The 17200-nt window shown below is 59.7% G+C and carries 18 protein-coding genes; 12 read left to right on the top strand and 6 right to left on the bottom strand.

Annotation, left to right across the window (positions count from 1 at the left end; translation table 11 throughout):
• Positions 1–3: 3 nt before the first annotated feature.
• The 3 genes from ACFFAR_RS00460 (at position 4) to ACFFAR_RS00450 (ending at position 1935) form a co-directional block, all read left to right on the top strand.
• Positions 4–1086, top strand: a complete 1083-nt coding sequence (locus ACFFAR_RS00460) for a tartrate dehydrogenase (RefSeq protein WP_174362658.1) — start codon at positions 4–6, stop codon at positions 1084–1086.
• Between the two features lie 84 nt (positions 1087–1170).
• Positions 1171–1383 (top strand): DUF2934 domain-containing protein, encoded by a 213-nt coding sequence (locus ACFFAR_RS00455; protein WP_075358412.1) that lies wholly within the window; start codon positions 1171–1173, stop codon positions 1381–1383.
• Between the two features lie 354 nt (positions 1384–1737).
• Positions 1738–1935, top strand: coding sequence for a hypothetical protein (locus ACFFAR_RS00450; protein ID WP_062002018.1), 198 nt, complete (start codon positions 1738–1740; stop codon positions 1933–1935).
• Between the two features lie 8 nt (positions 1936–1943).
• Here ACFFAR_RS00450 and argE read toward each other — a convergent pair whose 3' ends face one another.
• From argE to ACFFAR_RS00425, 5 genes are read right to left on the bottom strand one after another with little or no spacing between them, the layout of a single operon-like run.
• Positions 1944–3131, bottom strand: coding sequence for an acetylornithine deacetylase (gene argE, locus ACFFAR_RS00445; RefSeq protein ID WP_174362659.1), 1188 nt, complete (start codon positions 3129–3131; stop codon positions 1944–1946).
• Between the two features lie 3 nt (positions 3132–3134).
• Complete coding sequence (locus ACFFAR_RS00440; RefSeq protein WP_174362660.1) at positions 3135–3806, bottom strand: DUF1028 domain-containing protein; 672 nt, start codon at positions 3804–3806, stop codon at positions 3135–3137.
• Positions 3807–3818: 12 nt separating this feature from the next.
• Positions 3819–4232, bottom strand: coding sequence for a RidA family protein (locus ACFFAR_RS00435; protein WP_062002399.1), 414 nt, complete (start codon positions 4230–4232; stop codon positions 3819–3821).
• A 7-nt stretch (positions 4233–4239) separates the two neighbouring features.
• Positions 4240–5724: a 4-hydroxyphenylacetate 3-hydroxylase family protein gene (locus tag ACFFAR_RS00430; protein WP_075358409.1), complete on the bottom strand. Its 1485-nt coding sequence runs from the start codon at positions 5722–5724 to the stop codon at positions 4240–4242.
• A gap of 44 nt (positions 5725–5768) precedes the next feature.
• Entirely contained in the window at positions 5769–6266 is a 498-nt protein-coding gene (locus ACFFAR_RS00425; RefSeq protein WP_375507377.1) for a flavin reductase family protein, read from the bottom strand.
• A 203-nt stretch (positions 6267–6469) separates the two neighbouring features.
• Between ACFFAR_RS00425 and ACFFAR_RS00420 the strand changes: the two genes are divergently transcribed.
• The 7 genes from ACFFAR_RS00420 (at position 6470) to ACFFAR_RS00390 (ending at position 13934) form a co-directional block, all read left to right on the top strand.
• Entirely contained in the window at positions 6470–7393 is a 924-nt protein-coding gene (locus ACFFAR_RS00420) for a LysR substrate-binding domain-containing protein (protein ID WP_174362662.1), read from the top strand.
• A gap of 173 nt (positions 7394–7566) precedes the next feature.
• Positions 7567–8700, top strand: a complete 1134-nt coding sequence (locus tag ACFFAR_RS00415) for an SRPBCC family protein (RefSeq protein ID WP_375507385.1) — start codon at positions 7567–7569, stop codon at positions 8698–8700.
• 27 nt (positions 8701–8727) lie between these two features.
• On the top strand, positions 8728–9885 hold the full coding sequence (locus ACFFAR_RS00410) for a polyamine ABC transporter ATP-binding protein (protein WP_174362664.1): 1158 nt from the start codon (positions 8728–8730) through the stop codon (positions 9883–9885).
• Positions 9886–9913: 28 nt separating this feature from the next.
• Positions 9914–10951, top strand: coding sequence for an ABC transporter substrate-binding protein (locus ACFFAR_RS00405; protein WP_375507384.1), 1038 nt, complete (start codon positions 9914–9916; stop codon positions 10949–10951).
• A gap of 137 nt (positions 10952–11088) precedes the next feature.
• Complete coding sequence (locus ACFFAR_RS00400) at positions 11089–12243, top strand: ABC transporter permease (RefSeq protein ID WP_375507383.1); 1155 nt, start codon at positions 11089–11091, stop codon at positions 12241–12243.
• 22 nt (positions 12244–12265) lie between these two features.
• Complete coding sequence (locus ACFFAR_RS00395) at positions 12266–13093, top strand: ABC transporter permease (RefSeq protein WP_062002027.1); 828 nt, start codon at positions 12266–12268, stop codon at positions 13091–13093.
• 49 nt (positions 13094–13142) lie between these two features.
• A complete protein-coding gene (locus ACFFAR_RS00390; RefSeq protein WP_174363919.1) occupies positions 13143–13934 on the top strand; it encodes a phytanoyl-CoA dioxygenase family protein in 792 nt (263 codons plus the stop codon).
• A gap of 90 nt (positions 13935–14024) precedes the next feature.
• Here the strand turns inward: ACFFAR_RS00390 and ACFFAR_RS00385 are convergent, their stop codons facing one another.
• A complete protein-coding gene (locus ACFFAR_RS00385) occupies positions 14025–14588 on the bottom strand; it encodes an acyltransferase (RefSeq protein ID WP_174363918.1) in 564 nt (187 codons plus the stop codon).
• A gap of 590 nt (positions 14589–15178) precedes the next feature.
• On the opposite strand from ACFFAR_RS00385, the gene ACFFAR_RS00380 reads away from it, so the two are divergent.
• On the top strand, positions 15179–16474 hold the full coding sequence (locus tag ACFFAR_RS00380; RefSeq protein WP_174363917.1) for an MFS transporter: 1296 nt from the start codon (positions 15179–15181) through the stop codon (positions 16472–16474).
• 10 nt (positions 16475–16484) lie between these two features.
• Positions 16485–17200: SMP-30/gluconolactonase/LRE family protein (locus tag ACFFAR_RS00375; protein WP_174363916.1), on the top strand; the 716-nt coding region annotated here is incomplete at its 3' end.

The following is a 17200-nucleotide window of genomic DNA, read 5'->3' as shown; positions in this document are numbered from 1 at the left end:
CTCATGACCAAAACCTACAAGATCGCAGTCATACCCGGCGACGGCATCGGCACCGAAGTGATGCCCGAAGCCTTGCGCGTGCTCGACGCGGCCACCAAGCGCTTTGGCATCGCAATCGAATATCAGCATATTGAATGGGCGAGCTGTGCGTACTACCAGGAGCACGGCCAGATGATGCCCGACGACTGGAAGTCCCAACTGCAGGACGCCGACGCCATTCTTTTTGGCGCGGTCGGCTGGCCGGATACCGTGCCCGATCACATTTCGCTCTGGGGATCACTGCTGAAATTCCGCCGCGAATTCGATCAATACATCAATTTGCGCCCGGCGCGCCTGTTCGAAGGCGTGCCCTCGCCGCTCGCGAACCGCAAAGCTGGCGACATCGATTTCTGGATCGTGCGTGAGAATACGGAGGGCGAGTATTCATCGGTTGGCGGCGTGATGTTCGAAGGCACGGATCGCGAATTCGTCCTGCAGGAATCGGTCTTTACGCGTCATGGCAGTGAGCGCGTGCTGAAGTTCGCGTTCGATCTGGCCCAGCGCCGCGAGAAGAAAAAGATCACGGTCGCGACCAAAAGCAATGGCATCGCGATCAGCATGCCGTGGTGGGACAAACGGGCCGCAGAAGTGGCTGCGCTTTATCCGGACGTCAAATGGGACAAGCAGCACATCGACATTTTGTGCGCGCGTTTCGTGCTGAACCCGGACCGGTTCGATGTGGTGGTCGCCACCAATCTATTCGGAGACATCCTCTCGGACCTCGGCCCGGCCTGTACCGGCACGATCGGCCTCGCGCCTTCGGGAAATCTTAATCCGGACCGCAAGTTTCCGTCGCTGTTCGAGCCGGTGCATGGGTCGGCGCCGGATATTGCGGGAAAAAACATCGCCAATCCGGTCGCAATGATCTGGTCGGCCGCGATGATGCTCGAATTCCTGGGCGACGCCAAAGGCCCCGAACGCGATGCACACGACGCGATCCTTGCGGCTATTGAAGCGACGCTGAAAGAAGGTCCGCGTACAGGCGACCTCGGCGGCAAGGCAAGCACGACCGAGGTCGGCGAAGCTATCGCGGCGCGGCTGGCTTGAGTATTGCTGCCCCGTTGAGCAGGCTCAAACGAGCCCGAAACGGCCGCGCCTTGCGACCGGTTTTCAACCTCGACGGGGCAAATCATGGATGTCCAATTGTCAGAAGAGCAAATTCGCACGCTTGCGTTCTATCTGTGGGAACAGGACGGCAGTCCGGAAGGACGCGCGGACGAGTACTGGGAAAAAGCTCGCCAGCAATTGTCTTCGGGAAGCGATTCCGAAAGCAGCGCTGACGACAAAACCACCGGGTTTGGCGAGGAACCGGACGCGGCCCTTGATCGTCCGTTAGCGGAATAATATATACAGCCGCATCGATTTTGAATTCCTGAACCACGTACGCATCGCGCGCTTTGACGCATCGCCTTATACGTGGACAGAGTCGCTTGAATTACCATTCAATACCTGAGCTCATGAATGGGGATTAGCGGCAGTAAGCGAAATAACTGGAATAGTGTTGCCGCAAACACACGGTCATTAATACAGCCCCGCGCCAGGCAAGGCTTTGAGCCGTCGCATTGGTGACAGTACCTATGTCATCAACCCTTCAGTTGGCGCTTACTGGAACTACACCGCCAATACGTTTGGCCGGTGAGTGTCCAGTGAGTGAATCAGAAATTGTTTTTGCCAATAACTACTGAAGTGGTGTTTAACATGAATACGTCCAATCATCTCAACGCTGCATTTTCGACGATCACCGGAAGCCGCAACAAGGCCACGAAAGCGAGCGCCAAGGTGGAGAAACAAAGTTCCTCGTATATGTCGATGCTCCAGGCGCCCATGACCGTTCTGGCGTGCAACGTCTCGGACCGCTCGGACATCACGGCCTGCGCCATCCTCGGCTATAACTGACAACGTCACTACCGGTTTGCGGAAACCGTCCCCGGCAAACTCGTCGAGAGGTTGCCGAGGAAAGTCAGGCATTTCGATAGCTGTTCCAGTTCGACGTACTCATCGGCCTTGTGCCCTTGTTCGATCGAACCCGGTCCGCATACGACCGTAGGAGTGCCTATCGACTGAAACAGGCCGCCTTCGGTTCCGAACGCGAGCGTGCGCACGTCGTCCCGTCCGGCAGCCGCGCATGCCAGATCGCGCAACCAGCCGGCCGCAGCCCAATCCGACAGTGCCGGATAATCCACCAGTTGTTCCCAGTCGATATCGCTTTCGCCGAACGTCTCGCGCATGGCGCCGACGAGTTCGGTATCCGCATAGTGCGTGATGGTTTGCACGATGGCGTCCGCGTTATCGGCGGGCAGATTGCGGATTTCAAACTCCACTTGCGCGTGGTCCGGGATCACGTTCAACGCAATACCGCCAGTGAAGCGGCCGGTATGGATGGTTGTGTACGGCGGATCAAAGTCGTGGTCGAGCGTTGCCTTTGTGCGCAAGTCGCGCTGCGTTCGCCGCAGGAACGTCACGAGTTCCGCCGCGAAATCCACCGCATTCACGCCGAGATGTGTCAGCGCGGAATGCCCGGCGAGACCTTTCACGCAGCATCTGTACGCCTTCTTGCCCTTGTGCGCCACCGCGACCTGCATGCTCGTCGGCTCGCCAATAATGCATGCAAGCGGCTTGACCGGCGCTGCCGCCAGTTCACGCAACAAACCGCGCACGCCACGGCAACCGACTTCTTCGTCATAACTGAATGCAAGATGAACAGGCACGTCCTTGCAGGTCGCAACGAAGTGCGGCACGCTTGCAAGCACCGCCGCGATAAAACCCTTCATGTCGGCTGTGCCACGCCCGAAGACACGGTCGCTCCCGCGCGTCATCTCGAAGGGCGGCACGGTCCACGGCTGACCCGCGGCGGGTACGACATCGGTGTGACCCGAAAAGCACAGACCCGCCACGTCCTTCGGGCCGATGGTTGCATACAGGTTCGCCTTGCGGCCGGTTTCATCGAAGACGAGAGAGGACTCCACGCCGTGCCGACTTAGATACCGCTGGACATACTCGATCAGCTTGAGGTTCGATTCGGAGCTGCGGGTATCGAACGCGATCAGATCGTTAAGCAGATCAAGCGTGGTGTCGAGCAAGGCGTGCTTCATTGGCTAGAGATCTCCGGGTACTCCATACGACGGTGCCTGCTCGGGACGTATTGCGCGCATTGCGTAGTCGTTCATCTGCGGTTCGTAGCGCTGCCAGAGCGCCCGCAAATCAGCAATGGGTTGATCCGACCAGTCCACGCGCAACTCCGCGAGCGGCCAGACCTCTCTTCCATACACGCAAAATCCCGCCGAATGCACGGGACCCGCTTCGCCGCCTGCCGCCGCACCCGCTTCCAGTGCCGCGATCAGGCGCTCCGCCAGCGAGCTTGCGGGCGATGCTTCGAAGGCTTCGACCATGGCAGCCGGAATGCCATCGTGGGCAAGCAGGTTGCCCGCTGCAACGCAGTCGCGCCCCGGTTTCGTCGCGATTATACCCAGCCCTTTTTGGCCCGTCGCAGCGTCGCGCGAACCGTCGGCGTCGAGTACGGCGAGCTGCCGCCACTCCGCGTAAGGACGTGCGTGCTGCAATTGTTGCAAGGTGCTTTCAGCACCAAAACCGGCGCCAAGCAACTGCAATCCGAGCACGCCGAGGCGCGGATCGGTCACGTTCTGACTCAGCACCACGCCATGCGGACTTGCCCATAGACATCGGCTGGGAACTGCGATGCTCGAACTGCATACAATGCCGCCGACCATGCCCGTACGTTCGCATCGGCCAGCCAGGGAAAACGTCATGCGATCCTCCGCTCAGCTATTTGGAATGACGGCGATCACGTCGATTTCGACGAGCCACTCGGGACGCGCAAGCGCTGAAATCACAATACCCGTCGATACCGGGTACACACCCTTCAGCCACTTCCCGACCACGGTGTACACCGCTTCGCGATAGCGTACATCGACAAGATAGATCGTGATCTTGCAGATATCCTCCAGCTTGCTGCCGGCTTCGCCCAGCAACATTGCGATGTTGGCCATCGCCTTTTCAGCCTGCGCGCCAACGTCGCCTATGCCCACCGATTCGCGCGTATCCAGGTCCTGCCCGATCTGGCCGCGCAGATAAACCGTTCCGTTCGCCACGACCGCCTGGCACAGATCGTTATCGAGTTTCTGCTCAGGGTACGTCTCGCGCGTGTTGAACTTGCGGATGCGGGTATGACTCATGGACACCTCACACAACGCGCTTGAGCCGCGGCTCTGCGCTGGATTGAACGACACGGTCCGACAGGTTCGCCGCCTTCTTGACGTAGCCGAGCGTGCTGTCGAAATCGAAGTTACGGAACACGGCGCCCAGGTGAGCGAACGGCGGTGATTGCGCGAACAACTGGAACGTGAGGCGATGCCCCGCATAGTCCGAGTTCAGCAAGTCGCGGGCGAACGCGAGCAACTTGCGGCGGTCATCGGAGACCCAGTTTTCGTTGACGGTGTAGAACTTGTCGAGCCAGCCGCTGATCTCCGGATTGGCAAACGACGCCGCGTCCGGCGTCACGCAAATCTGTCCGCCGCAGAGTTCCCGCGCGAGATGCATCATCTCGTGAAGGCGGGAACATGCCTGGACGCGGCCTGTATAGAGCAAGGATTGATTGGGCATCATCAAGCCGGCGGGACTGCGTTCGCCGCAAGCAATCGATGCCGTCAGATGCGCGTTGATGGTCTCGCGATACACGGCGAGCGTCGACAGTTTCTCCTGCACGGCCTGCTGCTTTTCAAGGCCGGTTTGGCGTGCGTTGAACAACGCCGCGCCGATCATCAGGTCGGCAAGACGCAGGTTGCGCTGGACGAACGCGAACGCGCTGTATCGATGCAAGGTCGAGCGAATGAAGGTGGCAGCCTTCGTATGCTGGTAGAACAGCACGTCTTCCCAGGGAATCAGGACGTTGTCGAAGATCAGCAGGGTATCGACTTCATCGCAGCGGTTCGAGAGCGGGTAATCTTCCGGATTCGCGCGCCCGGCGAAGCCCGTACGGCAAATGAACTTGAGTCCCGGCGCGGACATGTTGACGACAAAACCCACCGCATAGTCCGAGAGTTTTGCGTCGCCCCAGTTCGCGATGGTCGGCTTCACGAACGCCTGATTCGCATACGCTGCGGCCGTCTCGTACTTGGCGCCACGCACCACGATGCCCGCATCGGTTTCCTTCACCACATGCAAAAGCATGTCCGGGTCCTGCTCCTGAGGCGGTTTCGAGCGGTCGCCCTTGGGGTCGGTGTTGGCGGAGACATGGAACGGGTCTTCATGCAACGCACGATTGATATGCCGCTCGATGTTCGCGGCAAAACGCGGATCGACTTCGTTGAGCACATCCTTGCCGTCGTAGAGCGACCACATCTCGCCGATGGTTTCATCGCCCACACGGGTGGCGATTCCGCCGATGTCATCGAGCACCGTGTCTACTGCCAGGCGTTTGTCGTGCCAGTCCTGCTGCGTGTACGGCAGCTTCAGGCCGACCGCGTTGCGCTCGCCGGTCTTTTCATCCACGTAGCTCATCACGTCCTGCGTCGCCTTCTCGTGCGCCATGTCGTAGATGCGCGCGCGGATGTCCACGATCGGCTTGAACATGGGATGCGTGGTCACGTCCTTCACGCGTTCGCCATTGATCCAGACCTGTCGTCCGTCTCGAATGGAGTCGCGATACTGCTCGCCTGTTCTGATCATTGCTGTGCCTCGATCCGTGGGGAAATATCGTCGTTCAGATTCGCCTAGAAAGCCAGGAACTGGCCGTAATCGCGCTTGCAATAAAGCAATGGCATGTGCGCGGCGGGCGCGCGTTTGATCGCCGCGACCTCGCCGAAAAACACCGTGTGCGTGCCTATGGTTTGCTGGGCGACGAGACGGCATTCGATCGCAGCAACCGCCCCGTCGATAAGCGGCACGTCCAGCGTCCCCGCCGTCACCGTGCAGCATGAGAAGTCGAAAGGCCTGGCGCTCGCCGAGCGTCCGGCAAAGGTATCGGCAATGCCGCGCTGCGCCACGTTCAGCAGGTTCACCGCGAACACGCCGTTCGCCGCGACCGCTGCATTGGCCGGGCTGCGTGTATTGATGCAGACGAGCAATGTGGGCGGGTCAGCGCAAACCGAGCTGCAAGCGCTGACGGTGACGCCAAAACGTTCGTTGCCTGCGCCTGTCGTCACCACATGAACCGATGTTGAATTGGACGCCATCGAATCGAGGAATGCGGCCCGCAGATCGTGATTCATTCCGGGCGCCGCTTCCATCAAAGCGCTGTCTGGTTGAGTTGTTTGCATGCCGCCCCCTCGCGTTTGCACTGACCGTGCGCAAAATCTACGCTTTGGCACCGCATCCGAAAAACATATTTCAAAAATGCAAATCATCGGATTTGCCTATGCAAGCGTATTTATGTCCACGCACAATAGGATAGATAAAAGACCGGGGGCGGACCATGGAACCTGCGCAATTACGCTATTCATTGAGGCAGTTGAGATACTTCGTGGTGACCGCCGAAGTGCTGTCGTTCACGGCGGCGGCGAAGCTGCTGCATATCTCGCAGCCATCCATCTCCACAGCGCTCGCGGATCTCGAAGTGTCGTTCGGCGTGCAGCTTTTCATCCGGCATCACGCGAGCGGGTTATCCCTGACACAGGCCGGACGCGAGATGCTCGGGCGCGCGCGCGACTTGTTGAAGAATGCGGAAGACCTTCAGACCGCAGCGAAGGAACTGGACGGCGGCATGTCAGGCGCGATCACGCTCGGGTGCCTGGTTTCACTCGCGCCGCCGCTCATGCCCGCGATGATGAGCCGCTTCATAGCGGGTCATGCAGGGATCGCGTTCCGCACGCTCGAAGCGCATCAGGACGATTTGCTGCGCGGCCTGCACGATGGTTCGCTGGATATCGCGCTGACTTACAACCTCGATCTGACCGATGACATCGCGTTCACGCCGCTGCTCTCGTTACCGCCGTATGTGATCTTGCCGAAGAATCACCGGCTGGCGAAACAGCGCACGGTGGCGCTCGCCGACCTGCGCGACGAACCCTACGTGATGCTCGATCTTCCGCACAGCCGCGAATATTTCGCAGGTCTCTTCGACGCCGTCGGCGACCGTCCGATTGCCGCGTTCCGTTCGTCGCAACCTGAAGTGGTTCGCGGCATGGTTGCCAATGGCCTTGGATACAGCATCCTTAATTTTCCGCTGAAATCGAGCCGCACGGTTGACGGCGAGGACTTCGTGATCAAGCAGTTCAAGGACGAAGTCAATGCCACCACGCTCGGGATTGCGCAGTCGCGAAGCATGAAACCACGGCAAGTCGTGCAGCGCTTCGCGGCCTTCTGCGAAGCGGAAATCACCCGCGAGCGAGCACACTGAGGCGTTGCGTCTGGCTTCGCGTCTGGATAGGAAAAAACTTGGTTCTACATGTAAAAACAATATTTTGGCTGGTAATTTGACTTGATAGATTGATGTCCATGCAGCGAGCGGCCTGGCTGGAGAGCCGGTTGCAGCATCCACTGAATTGACAGGGAGGCGCGATGGGATCTTCAATGGCAGCGTCCGGCACTGGACTCGATATCGTCCGGCAGTTGCAGGAGAGCTCCGAGCGTCCCTTCAGCGACGCGCATTCCATGCCGCCCGCCGTCTATACATCGCCCGATTTCCTCGCGCTGGAACAAGCGAACATCTTCCGCAGCGAATGGCTTTGCGTTGGCCGGGCAAGTTCGATTACAGATGCCGGCGACTATCTCACCGCAGACATCGATGGCCAGCCGATCGTGGTCTTGCGCGACGAGAAGCTGGAATTGAAGGCGTTTTCGAACGTCTGCCTGCATCGCATGTCGGTGCTGCTCGAAGGGCGCGGCAACACGCGCCGGATCGTCTGCCCATATCACGCATGGAACTACACACTCGACGGCGCGCTGAGCGGTGCGCCAATGATGGATCGTCAAAGCGGATTCTGCAAAGAGAACTACCGTTTGCCGTCCATTCGATGCGAGGTCTGGCAAGGCTGGATCTACGTCACGCTCAATGCCGACGCGCCGCCAGTTGCCGGGAAGTTGGCAGGTCTCACCGAACTGATTGCCAGCTACGGCGTGGCTGATTACAAGGAAACGTTCTACGAAGAACACGTGTGGGATACCAACTGGAAGATCCTCGCTGAAAACTTCATGGAGAGTTATCACCTGCCCATGCTGCATCGGGCAACCGTAGGTCCGCATTCGCGTCTCGAAGAAATGGAATGCCCGCCAGGCAGCGACGCGTTCAACTATCACTGGATCACGAAGGAAGCATCGTTGCCCATTGGTCAGGCGCATCCCGACAATCAGCGGCTGCAAGGTCACTGGCGCAAGACCACCGCGCTGCTCGCGATCTATCCGACGCATCTCGTCACGCTCACGCCGGGTTACTTCTGGTACCTCGTGCTGCAGCCGGTTGGAACCAGCCGTGTCCACATCCGCTTCGGCGGCGGGCTCGCGCCTGATTTCATCGCGGATCCGAAGGCGGCCGACTACATGGCAACGCTCAAGACATTGCTTGATGCGGTCAATGAAGAAGACCGGCGCGGCGTGCAGGCGGTGTTCCGTGGTGTGAGTGCGCCGCTGGCCAAGCCTGGGCATCTGAGTCATCTGGAAAGGCCCAATTACGACTTCGCGCGCTACCTTGCCCAGCAGCTTGCCTGATTCTCAACACTCATCCAACACGACACGATGTCAACGCACTCCTTCATCTCCTTCGCGGGCGTGAGCAAGACATACGACGGCGTTCATTACGTCGTGGAAGGGCTCGACCTCGATGTCGCGAAAGGCGAGTTCGTCTCGTTGCTTGGTCCTTCAGGATCAGGCAAGACGACCACGCTGATGATGCTCGCCGGTTTTGAATCGGCGACTCAGGGCGAGATCCGCCTCAACGGAAAACGTCTCGACGACAAACCGCCGCATCAGCGCGACATCGGCATGGTGTTCCAGAACTACGCGCTGTTCCCGCACTTGACGATCGAGCAGAACGTTGCGTTTCCGTTGTCGGTGAGACGCATGAGCAAGACCGAGCAACAGGCGCGTGTCAAGCGCGCACTGGACATGGTCGAGTTGCCGCATCTCGCGGCGCGTCGGCCTGCGCAGTTATCGGGTGGACAGCAGCAGCGTGTGGCCCTTGCGCGCGCCCTCGTGTTCGAGCCGAGCGTGGTGCTGATGGACGAACCACTCGGCGCGCTCGACAAGCGCCTGCGCGAAACCATGCAGTACGAAATCATGCGGCTGCATCGCGAGTTGGGATTGACGGTGGTGTACGTGACGCACGATCAGGCGGAAGCGCTGACCATGTCGGACCGCGTGGCCGTTTTCTCCGATGGCCGCATCCAGCAAGCAGCGACTCCAACGGAACTCTATGAAAACGCGCACAACGCATTCGTCGCGAATTTCGTCGGTGAGAACAACGGTTTGATGGGCCGCGTGCTCGAACAGGATCCGGACTGGGCGACGCTCGTGTTGCCAGACGGTGCGGTCATTCGCGGACGTTGCGGCCGGGGCTTGCGTAACGGCGAGGAAGCCATGCTGGCGCTGCGCCCGGAGCGCGCGCACATTGCATCGGAAGAAGGAATCCTAAGCGCCGCCGACACCAACCTGGTGACGGCGCGCGTGGAAGAACTCGTGTATTGCGGCGACCATCACCGCGTTCACTTGAAACTTGGGGCACAAGGCTCGGGCGACAGCCTCATTGTCAAGGTTCCCAACACGCAGCATCACGACCTTCCGTCACTCGGCAGTGCAACCGCCGTGGCATGGCGCCACGACGACTGCAAGATCCTCGCAACGGCCGTAACTGCAAGCCACGGCCATGCTCCGTCTCTCACCGCAGGAGTCCACTGACATGAAAACCAAACTGATCCAAACCGGTATGACGGGCATCGCCGGACTCGTTCTTTCGACTGTCGCATTGTTTTCGGCGAGCGCGCATGCGGCGGAAACCATCTCGGTGGTGACCTTCGGCGGCGCATACGAAGCCGCGGCGAAGAAGGCGTTTTTCGAGCCGTTCACCGCAGCAACGGGTATCGGCTTCTCGACGGAATCTTACGACGGCGGCCTCGCCAAATTATCGGCAATGGAGCAGGCGAAGAATCCCACGTGGGACCTGATCGACCTCGAATCGAACGATGCGATCACCGGTTGTGACGAAGGCTTGCTCAAGAAGATCGATAAGAAGTCGCTCGGCAACACGAGCGCATTCATTCCCGGTTCGATCATGGATTGCGCGGTCGCCGCCATGGTCTGGTCCACCGTTTATGCCTACGACACGACCAAGCTGAAGAGCGCGCCGACCTCCATCAACGACTTCTTCGACCTGAAGAAATATCCCGGCAAGCGTGGCCTGCGCAAGTCGCCGAAGGTGACGCTCGAATGGGCGCTACTCGCCGATGGCGTCAAACCCGCCGACGTCTACAAGGTCCTCGGCACGCCGGCCGGCGTGGATCGCGCGTTCAAGAAGCTCGATACGATCAAGCCGAGCATTGTCTGGTGGGAAGCCGGCGCGCAGCCGCCGCAACTGCTTTCGGATGGCGCGGTGGTGATGACGCAGGCGTACAACGGCCGGATCGATGACGCCGTCCACAAGGATCACAAGCCGTTCGAATCGGTATGGGACGGTCAGGTCTACGACTTCGAATGGTGGGGCATTCCGATGGGCGCAAAGAACGCCGACGCGGCGGCCAAATTCATTGCATCGGCATCGACGGCAAAAAGCTATGCCGACCTGACCAAGTACATTGCCTACGCGCCGCCGCGCAAGGACTCGATTCCGCTCATCGATAAAGCGCGCCTGAACGACCTGCCGACCGCGCCCGGCAACTTCAAGCGCGCCGTGCAGATCAACGCGAGTTTCTGGGCCGACAACGCCGACCAGATCAACAAGCGCTTCCAGGTGTGGCTGACGCAGTAATCAAACCCGTAAGGTGAATCGTGACTGTGACAGTGACCAGCGATCTGCAGGAGCCGGCCGGAGCGAGCGTTGCGGATGCTAAAACCGGCGGCCGCGAAGCGTATGCCAAGACGCGCCGGCGTGCATCCACGCAAGCGCTGTTGCTCGCCCTGCCGCTGCTGCTGTTCCTGCTCGCCACTTTCATTGCGCCCATTGCGATCCTGCTTTCAAGAAGCGTCGTGAACCGCGAAGTGCCGGTGAATTTGCCGGTGCTGTCGCTTGCGCTCAAATCATGGAACGGCGAAGGCATACCCGACGAACGCACCTTCGCCCTGCTCGCCGCCGACATGCGGCGAGCTTCGCAAGAAGGCCAACTCGGCACCGTAGCGCGACGAATGAACTTCTACCTGCCCGAGTTTCGCAGCTTGCTGATGAAAACGGCGCGCCAGTTGCCCGAGACCGCGCCGCCTGCCTGGAAACCCGCGTTGATCGAGCTCGATCCGCGTTGGGGCACGCATGACATCTGGCGTTACCTGAAGCGCTCGGCGGTGTCTCCGACGCCTGATTACTTGCTCACTGCCGTGGATTCCGAAGTCACGGCCGACGGCGCCATCAAATCCCTCCCGGCAGACAGTTCTGTCTACGTCAACGCGTTTGCGCGCACGGTATGGATCAGCGCTTCAGTCATGGTGCTGTGCCTGCTGCTTGGATATCCGGTTGCGTATCTGCTCGCCACTCTCCCGCCTGCAAAGAGCAATCGCCTGATGCTGCTCGTGATCGTGCCGTTCTGGACCTCGCTGCTGGTTCGAACAACCGCGTGGTATGTGCTGCTGCAACCGAGCGGCGTGATCAACAGCCTGCTGGTGAGTTCGGGAATCGTCAGCCATCCGCTGCCGCTCCTCTTCAACCGCACGGGCGTCCTGATCGGCATGACGCATATCCTGCTGCCCTACATGATCCTCGCGATCTATTCGGTCATGAAGGGCGTGTCACCGGTTTACATGCGCGCGGCGCAATCGCTCGGCGCGCATCCCGTGACCGCGTTCGTTCGCATCTACATGCCGCAGACGCTTCCCGGCGTGGGCGCAGGGTGCTTCCTCGTGTTCGTGCTTGCGCTCGGTTACTACATCACGCCCGCGCTGCTCGGCGGCGCGGGCGATGAAATGATCAGCCAGCTCATCGCCGCGCAGACCAACGAGCAACTCAACTGGGGGCTGGCGGGTGCATTGTCGGCGTATCTCGTGATCTTCACGGCCGTGTTCTATTTCGTGTTCAACCGGCTTGTGGGTATCGACCGGTTGAGGTTCGGCTAGGCGCCAGGGCGAGGACGACATCATGCAAAGCCAAAGGCATCTCGTGTTATCGGAACGCATCGCATCGAAGTGGTTGCGCGTGCATTCCGCACTGATCCTGTTCTTCCTGATAGCGCCGATTCTCGCCATCGTGCCGCTGTCGTTCAACTCGGGCGCGTACTTCTCCTATCCGATGCAAGGCTTCTCGCTGCACTGGTATTCCAAGGCGCTCGGCAGCAGCGACTGGCAGCGCGCGTTCGCGAACAGCATCGGCATTGGCGCCGCATCCACGGTGCTCGCCACGGGCCTGGGCACGCTCGCGGCGCTCGGACTCAGCCGCTCCAATTTTCCGTTTCGCGCCGTCATCATGCCGCTGCTCATCTCGCCGATGATCATCCCCATCGTCGTCGTGGCCGCCGGGTTCTATCTCGTGTTCGCGCCACTGGGGCTGGTGAATTCGTATATCGGCGTGGTGCTGGCGCATGCCGCGCTCGGCACACCGTTCGTGGTGATCACCGTCACGGCGTCGCTGCTGTCGTTCGATCAAAGCCTGATTCGAGCGGCTTCCGGACTCGGCGCCGCGCCGTGGACCGCGTTTCGCCGCGTGACCTTGCCGCTGATCCTGCCGGCCGTGGCGACGGGCAGCGTATTCGCGTTTGCGACTTCCTTCGACGAAGTCATCGTGATTCTGTTCATTGGCGGCCCGGATCAGCGAACCGTGCCGCGGCAGATGTGGAGCGGGATTCGTGATTCCATCGATCCATCCATTCTCGCGGTCGCGACCATGCTGATCCTGTTCGCGGTTGCTTTATTCAGCAGCATCAACTGGCTGCGCGGACGCAGCGCCGCTGCAACGCTGCCGGGCGCGTGATCCGCGTGATCCATGAGAAAAGCCCGGTCAATCGATAAAGGAGAACACCATGCTGGCAGCAGAACGGGAAGCCTTCGAGCGCGACGGTGCGGTCGTGTTGCGCGGGATGTTCAAGGACTGGATGGAAACGTTGCGCGAAGGCGTGGAGTACAACGCGACGCATCCGGGGCCGTCGTTCAGGAATTACACGCCCGAAAAAACGTCAGGCCGGTTTTTCGGCGATTACTGCAACTGGCAGCGCATCGCGCCGTTCAAGGATTTTGTCGAACATAGCGCGGCCGCCTCCGTCGCGCAGGCGCTGATGGATTCGCAGCGCGCCCGCATCTTCCATGAACATGTGCTCGTGAAGGAAGCCGGCGCGGCAAAGCTCACACCCTGGCATCACGACGAACCCTATTACTGCGTCAGCGCAGATCAAGCCGTGAGTCTATGGATTCCACTCGACTCGGTGCCGCGCGAGACATGTGTGGAGTTCGTCGCGGGATCGCACAAGTGGGGCAAGCTGTTCCGGCCGCGCAAGTTTAGCGGCGTGGCTTACGACCACAAGTCCGACACGCTGGAGGAGTTGCCGGATATCGATGCACACCGCAGCGATTATCAGATCCTCGGTTGGGACCTGGAGCCGGGCGATGCTATTGCGTTCAACTTTCATACAGTGCATGGCGCACCTGGCAATACGGCCGGGCAGCAGTCACGGCGGGTTGTATCGTTCAGATGGCTCGGAGATGGCGCGCACTTCGTGGATCGCGGCGGTGAAACGTCGCCACCCTACCCGGAACTCATGAACAGGTTCAAGCATGGAGACGCACTGCCTGAAGCGGAATTTCCGTTTATTGTTTGAAACGCGCGTGCCGAATCGGAATTCGGCGGCATTCGGCGATATTCGGCGATATTCAGCGGCATTGACTGCCCTAATCCAACTCCCGCTGATTTAATCGCGAACCCAGTCATCCGGAACATCCAGCGTTCTTATCACGCGTGCCGGAGAACCTCCTGCCAAGCTCTTCGCAGGGATTTCTCCGGTAACAGTCGAACCCGCGGCAATAACGGAATGATCGCCAATATCCGCGCCGGCTAATATGGTGGAACGAGCGCCAATCCAGACATTATTGCCAATGGATATAGGTGCGCGCTTGGTCGGATGTTGCGGAGATACCTGGTGAAAGTCGGTATCGTAAATATATGTCATATCACCGATCTTGCAATTCTTGCCAATCTTCACGGAAAGCGTCGCGCACAGGTTGGCACCGTCGTTCATAAACGTGTTTCGTCCGATCTCCAATATGGCGTCCTTTGTCACGGTAATGTGCTGACGCGTGCGGAATGATCGAAACGAGCAATTCTCCGCGATGTAAATGCGCCCTTTATTCGTGATTTTCGGCCATTTGCCTGAGAAGATCGGCGCACTTTCATAACCTACGTTATCCACCTTTAATGAAAGGCGAACAAGCACGCTCTTCAGTTGTGATAATCCTCTGACAAATACATTTTTCATTTAGTGTCCATTTGGCCGCAATCTTCGCCCTTAAACGGAGCGATTCAAGTCATATCTTGATCGAACTTGCTATATGCGTCGGCAATCGATACTTCCTGTAACAAAATATCGCTGGAATTCAAATATGGAAGTGGCGCGCGGCCAGTTGATTATCGATACACCGTGCCCGTGCTTTCAGACATTTTGGGGTAACTGGCGTCGAATATTACCATCCCTTAAAAGGGGCCGAATGATGCATCAATGAAACATCAATCTTTCACTATGTCACGCGAGCGCCATCGCTTACCCTATGTTGTACGACGTCTTTTCACCGCGCGCGGTGGCCAGATATAGCCCGAAAACCGCCCGCAAGTCCCCTTGATACCGGTTTGCCAACATTTTCGCCATCCTCATGCCCGAATCCAAGGAATTATTACTGGTGTAAACGCTGAGGGCGCTAATGTTGCGTCAGGTAAGTCATCTGACATACGATGCGTTCACATTACGTAACGTACCTTACGTGCGCAATGTCCGGCCGATAAAGCAATGCGCGCGCAGCACATAAAACCGCATGCCATCGCCGGCAAGACAACGGCTTCGGAGACACCGACATGGCAATGAAACTACGCGGCCTGCGCTGGTGGATGATCGGCCTGCTCACGCTCGGCACCGTCATGAATTACCTCGCGCGCAGCTCGCTGAGCGTCGCCGCGCCGACGGTCATGACCGACCTGCATATCTCCACCCAGCAATACGGCTGGATCACCGGAGCCTTCCTCGTGATGTACCCGATCGGCGCGCCGGCCACCGGTTACCTCATGGATCGTATTGGCCTGCGCTTCGGCTTTTTGCTATGCGGCCTGATGTGGTCGATCGTGTGTATCGGCCATGGTTTCGCGAGCGGCTGGGTCGGCCTGTTCGTGTTGCGCGGCCTGCTCGGTCTTGCTGAAGCGTCGTTTATTCCGGCCGGCATGCGCATGGCCGCGTTCTGGTTCCCCGCACGCGAACGCGCGCTCGCAGCGGGTATCTTCAACATCGGTACGTCGATAGGCGCCATTGCCGCCCCGCCGCTCATTGCGTGGTCGATCCTCAAGTACAACTGGGAAATGGCATTCGTGATTGCGGGTTGCCTGGGCCTCGTCTGGGCGGCGCTGTGGATCGTGTTCTATCGTCATCCCAGCGAACACAAGTCGCTTACTTCGAAGGAAGCAGCTTATATCGTGGAGGGCGAACACGCCGAACTCTCCGATAACGGCGCAAAACCCAACCTGCGCAACATCTTCAGTCAACGCAATTTCTGGGGCATCGCGCTGCCGCGCTTCTTTGCCGATCCGGTCTGGGGCACGCTCGTATTCTGGATGCCCCTCTATCTGCATCAGGCGCGCGGCTTCGACTTGAAGGCCATCGCCATGACGGCGTGGCTGCCGTTCGTCGCGGCGGATATCGGCTGCCTGATGGGTGGCACGATTTCGATGTACCTCAACAAGCATTTCAACATCTCGGTGATCAACGGCAAGCGCATGGTCTTCACGTTCGGCGCGCTGATCATGACCGCGATGGCCGGCGTCGGTTATGTGAAGGATCCCTCCACAGCGATCTTCCTGCTGTGCCTTGGCGGCTTCGCGCACCAGACGCTCTCGGTCACTGTCATTTCGATGTCGGCCGACCTGTTCCCGCGCCGCGAAGTTGCGACGGTGACGGGGTTCGCGGGGTTATCGGCGGGGATCGGCAACCTGGGCTTTACGCTCGTGATCGGTGCGCTGGTATCGACCATTGGATATGCGCCGTTCTTCGTGGCGCTCGGCTTCGGCGATCTGATCGGCGTAGTGCTGCTGTGGACGCTGGTGCGTCCCTCGCTCGTCAACCGGCGCGCCGACGCCACCGTCGCGCAGCCGGTCAATGCATAGCGATGCATCGATGAAAACAGCACACGTGGAATGCGTGGAAGCATCCGGTCGGATTTCGGCGCAAGTGGGCGAGAGTCCGGTATGGCGCGAAGCCGAACAGGCGTTGTACTGGGTCGATATCCCCGCGCGCACGATCGCCCGCGTGCAGGTGGAAACAGGCACGCGCACCGACTGGGTATTGCCGGAAAAGGTCGCGTGCATCGCGTTCGATCGCAACGGCACCGTGCTGGCGGGCTGTGAGACCGGGCTATTTGCAGTGACGCTATCGGACGCGAATGACGTGACTGTGAGGCGAGTCGCCGCGCCCGAGCTCCCCTTCCCCGACATGCGCTTCAACGACGGCCGATGCGACCGGCAAGGCCGCTTCTGGGCCGGCACGATGGTGCAGGACATGGCGGCGGCGAACCCGGCTGGCGTGTTGTACCGATACGACGCACAAGGCCTGCTTTCGGCGCCCGTGGTGTGCGATCTGATCACGCAGAACGGCCTGGCATGGTCGCCCGACGGCACGACGATGTACCTCTCGGACTCGCATCCGTCGCGCCGCCTCGTGTGGGCGTTCGACTTCGACATCGACTCCGGCGAGCCCCGCAACCGCCGTGTCTTCGCCGATCTGAACCGCTTCAAGGGACGCCCGGACGGCGCTGCAATCGATACCGACGGCTGCTACTGGACCTGCGCGAACGACGCCGGCGTGCTGCTGCGCTTCACGCCCGGCGGCGCACT

Source organism: uncultured Caballeronia sp., from assembly GCF_964243625.1.
Taxonomy (GTDB): domain Bacteria; phylum Pseudomonadota; class Gammaproteobacteria; order Burkholderiales; family Burkholderiaceae; genus Caballeronia.
The sequence above is the reverse complement of the archived record's forward strand: the minus strand, read 5'-3'. Positions and strand labels throughout refer to the sequence as shown.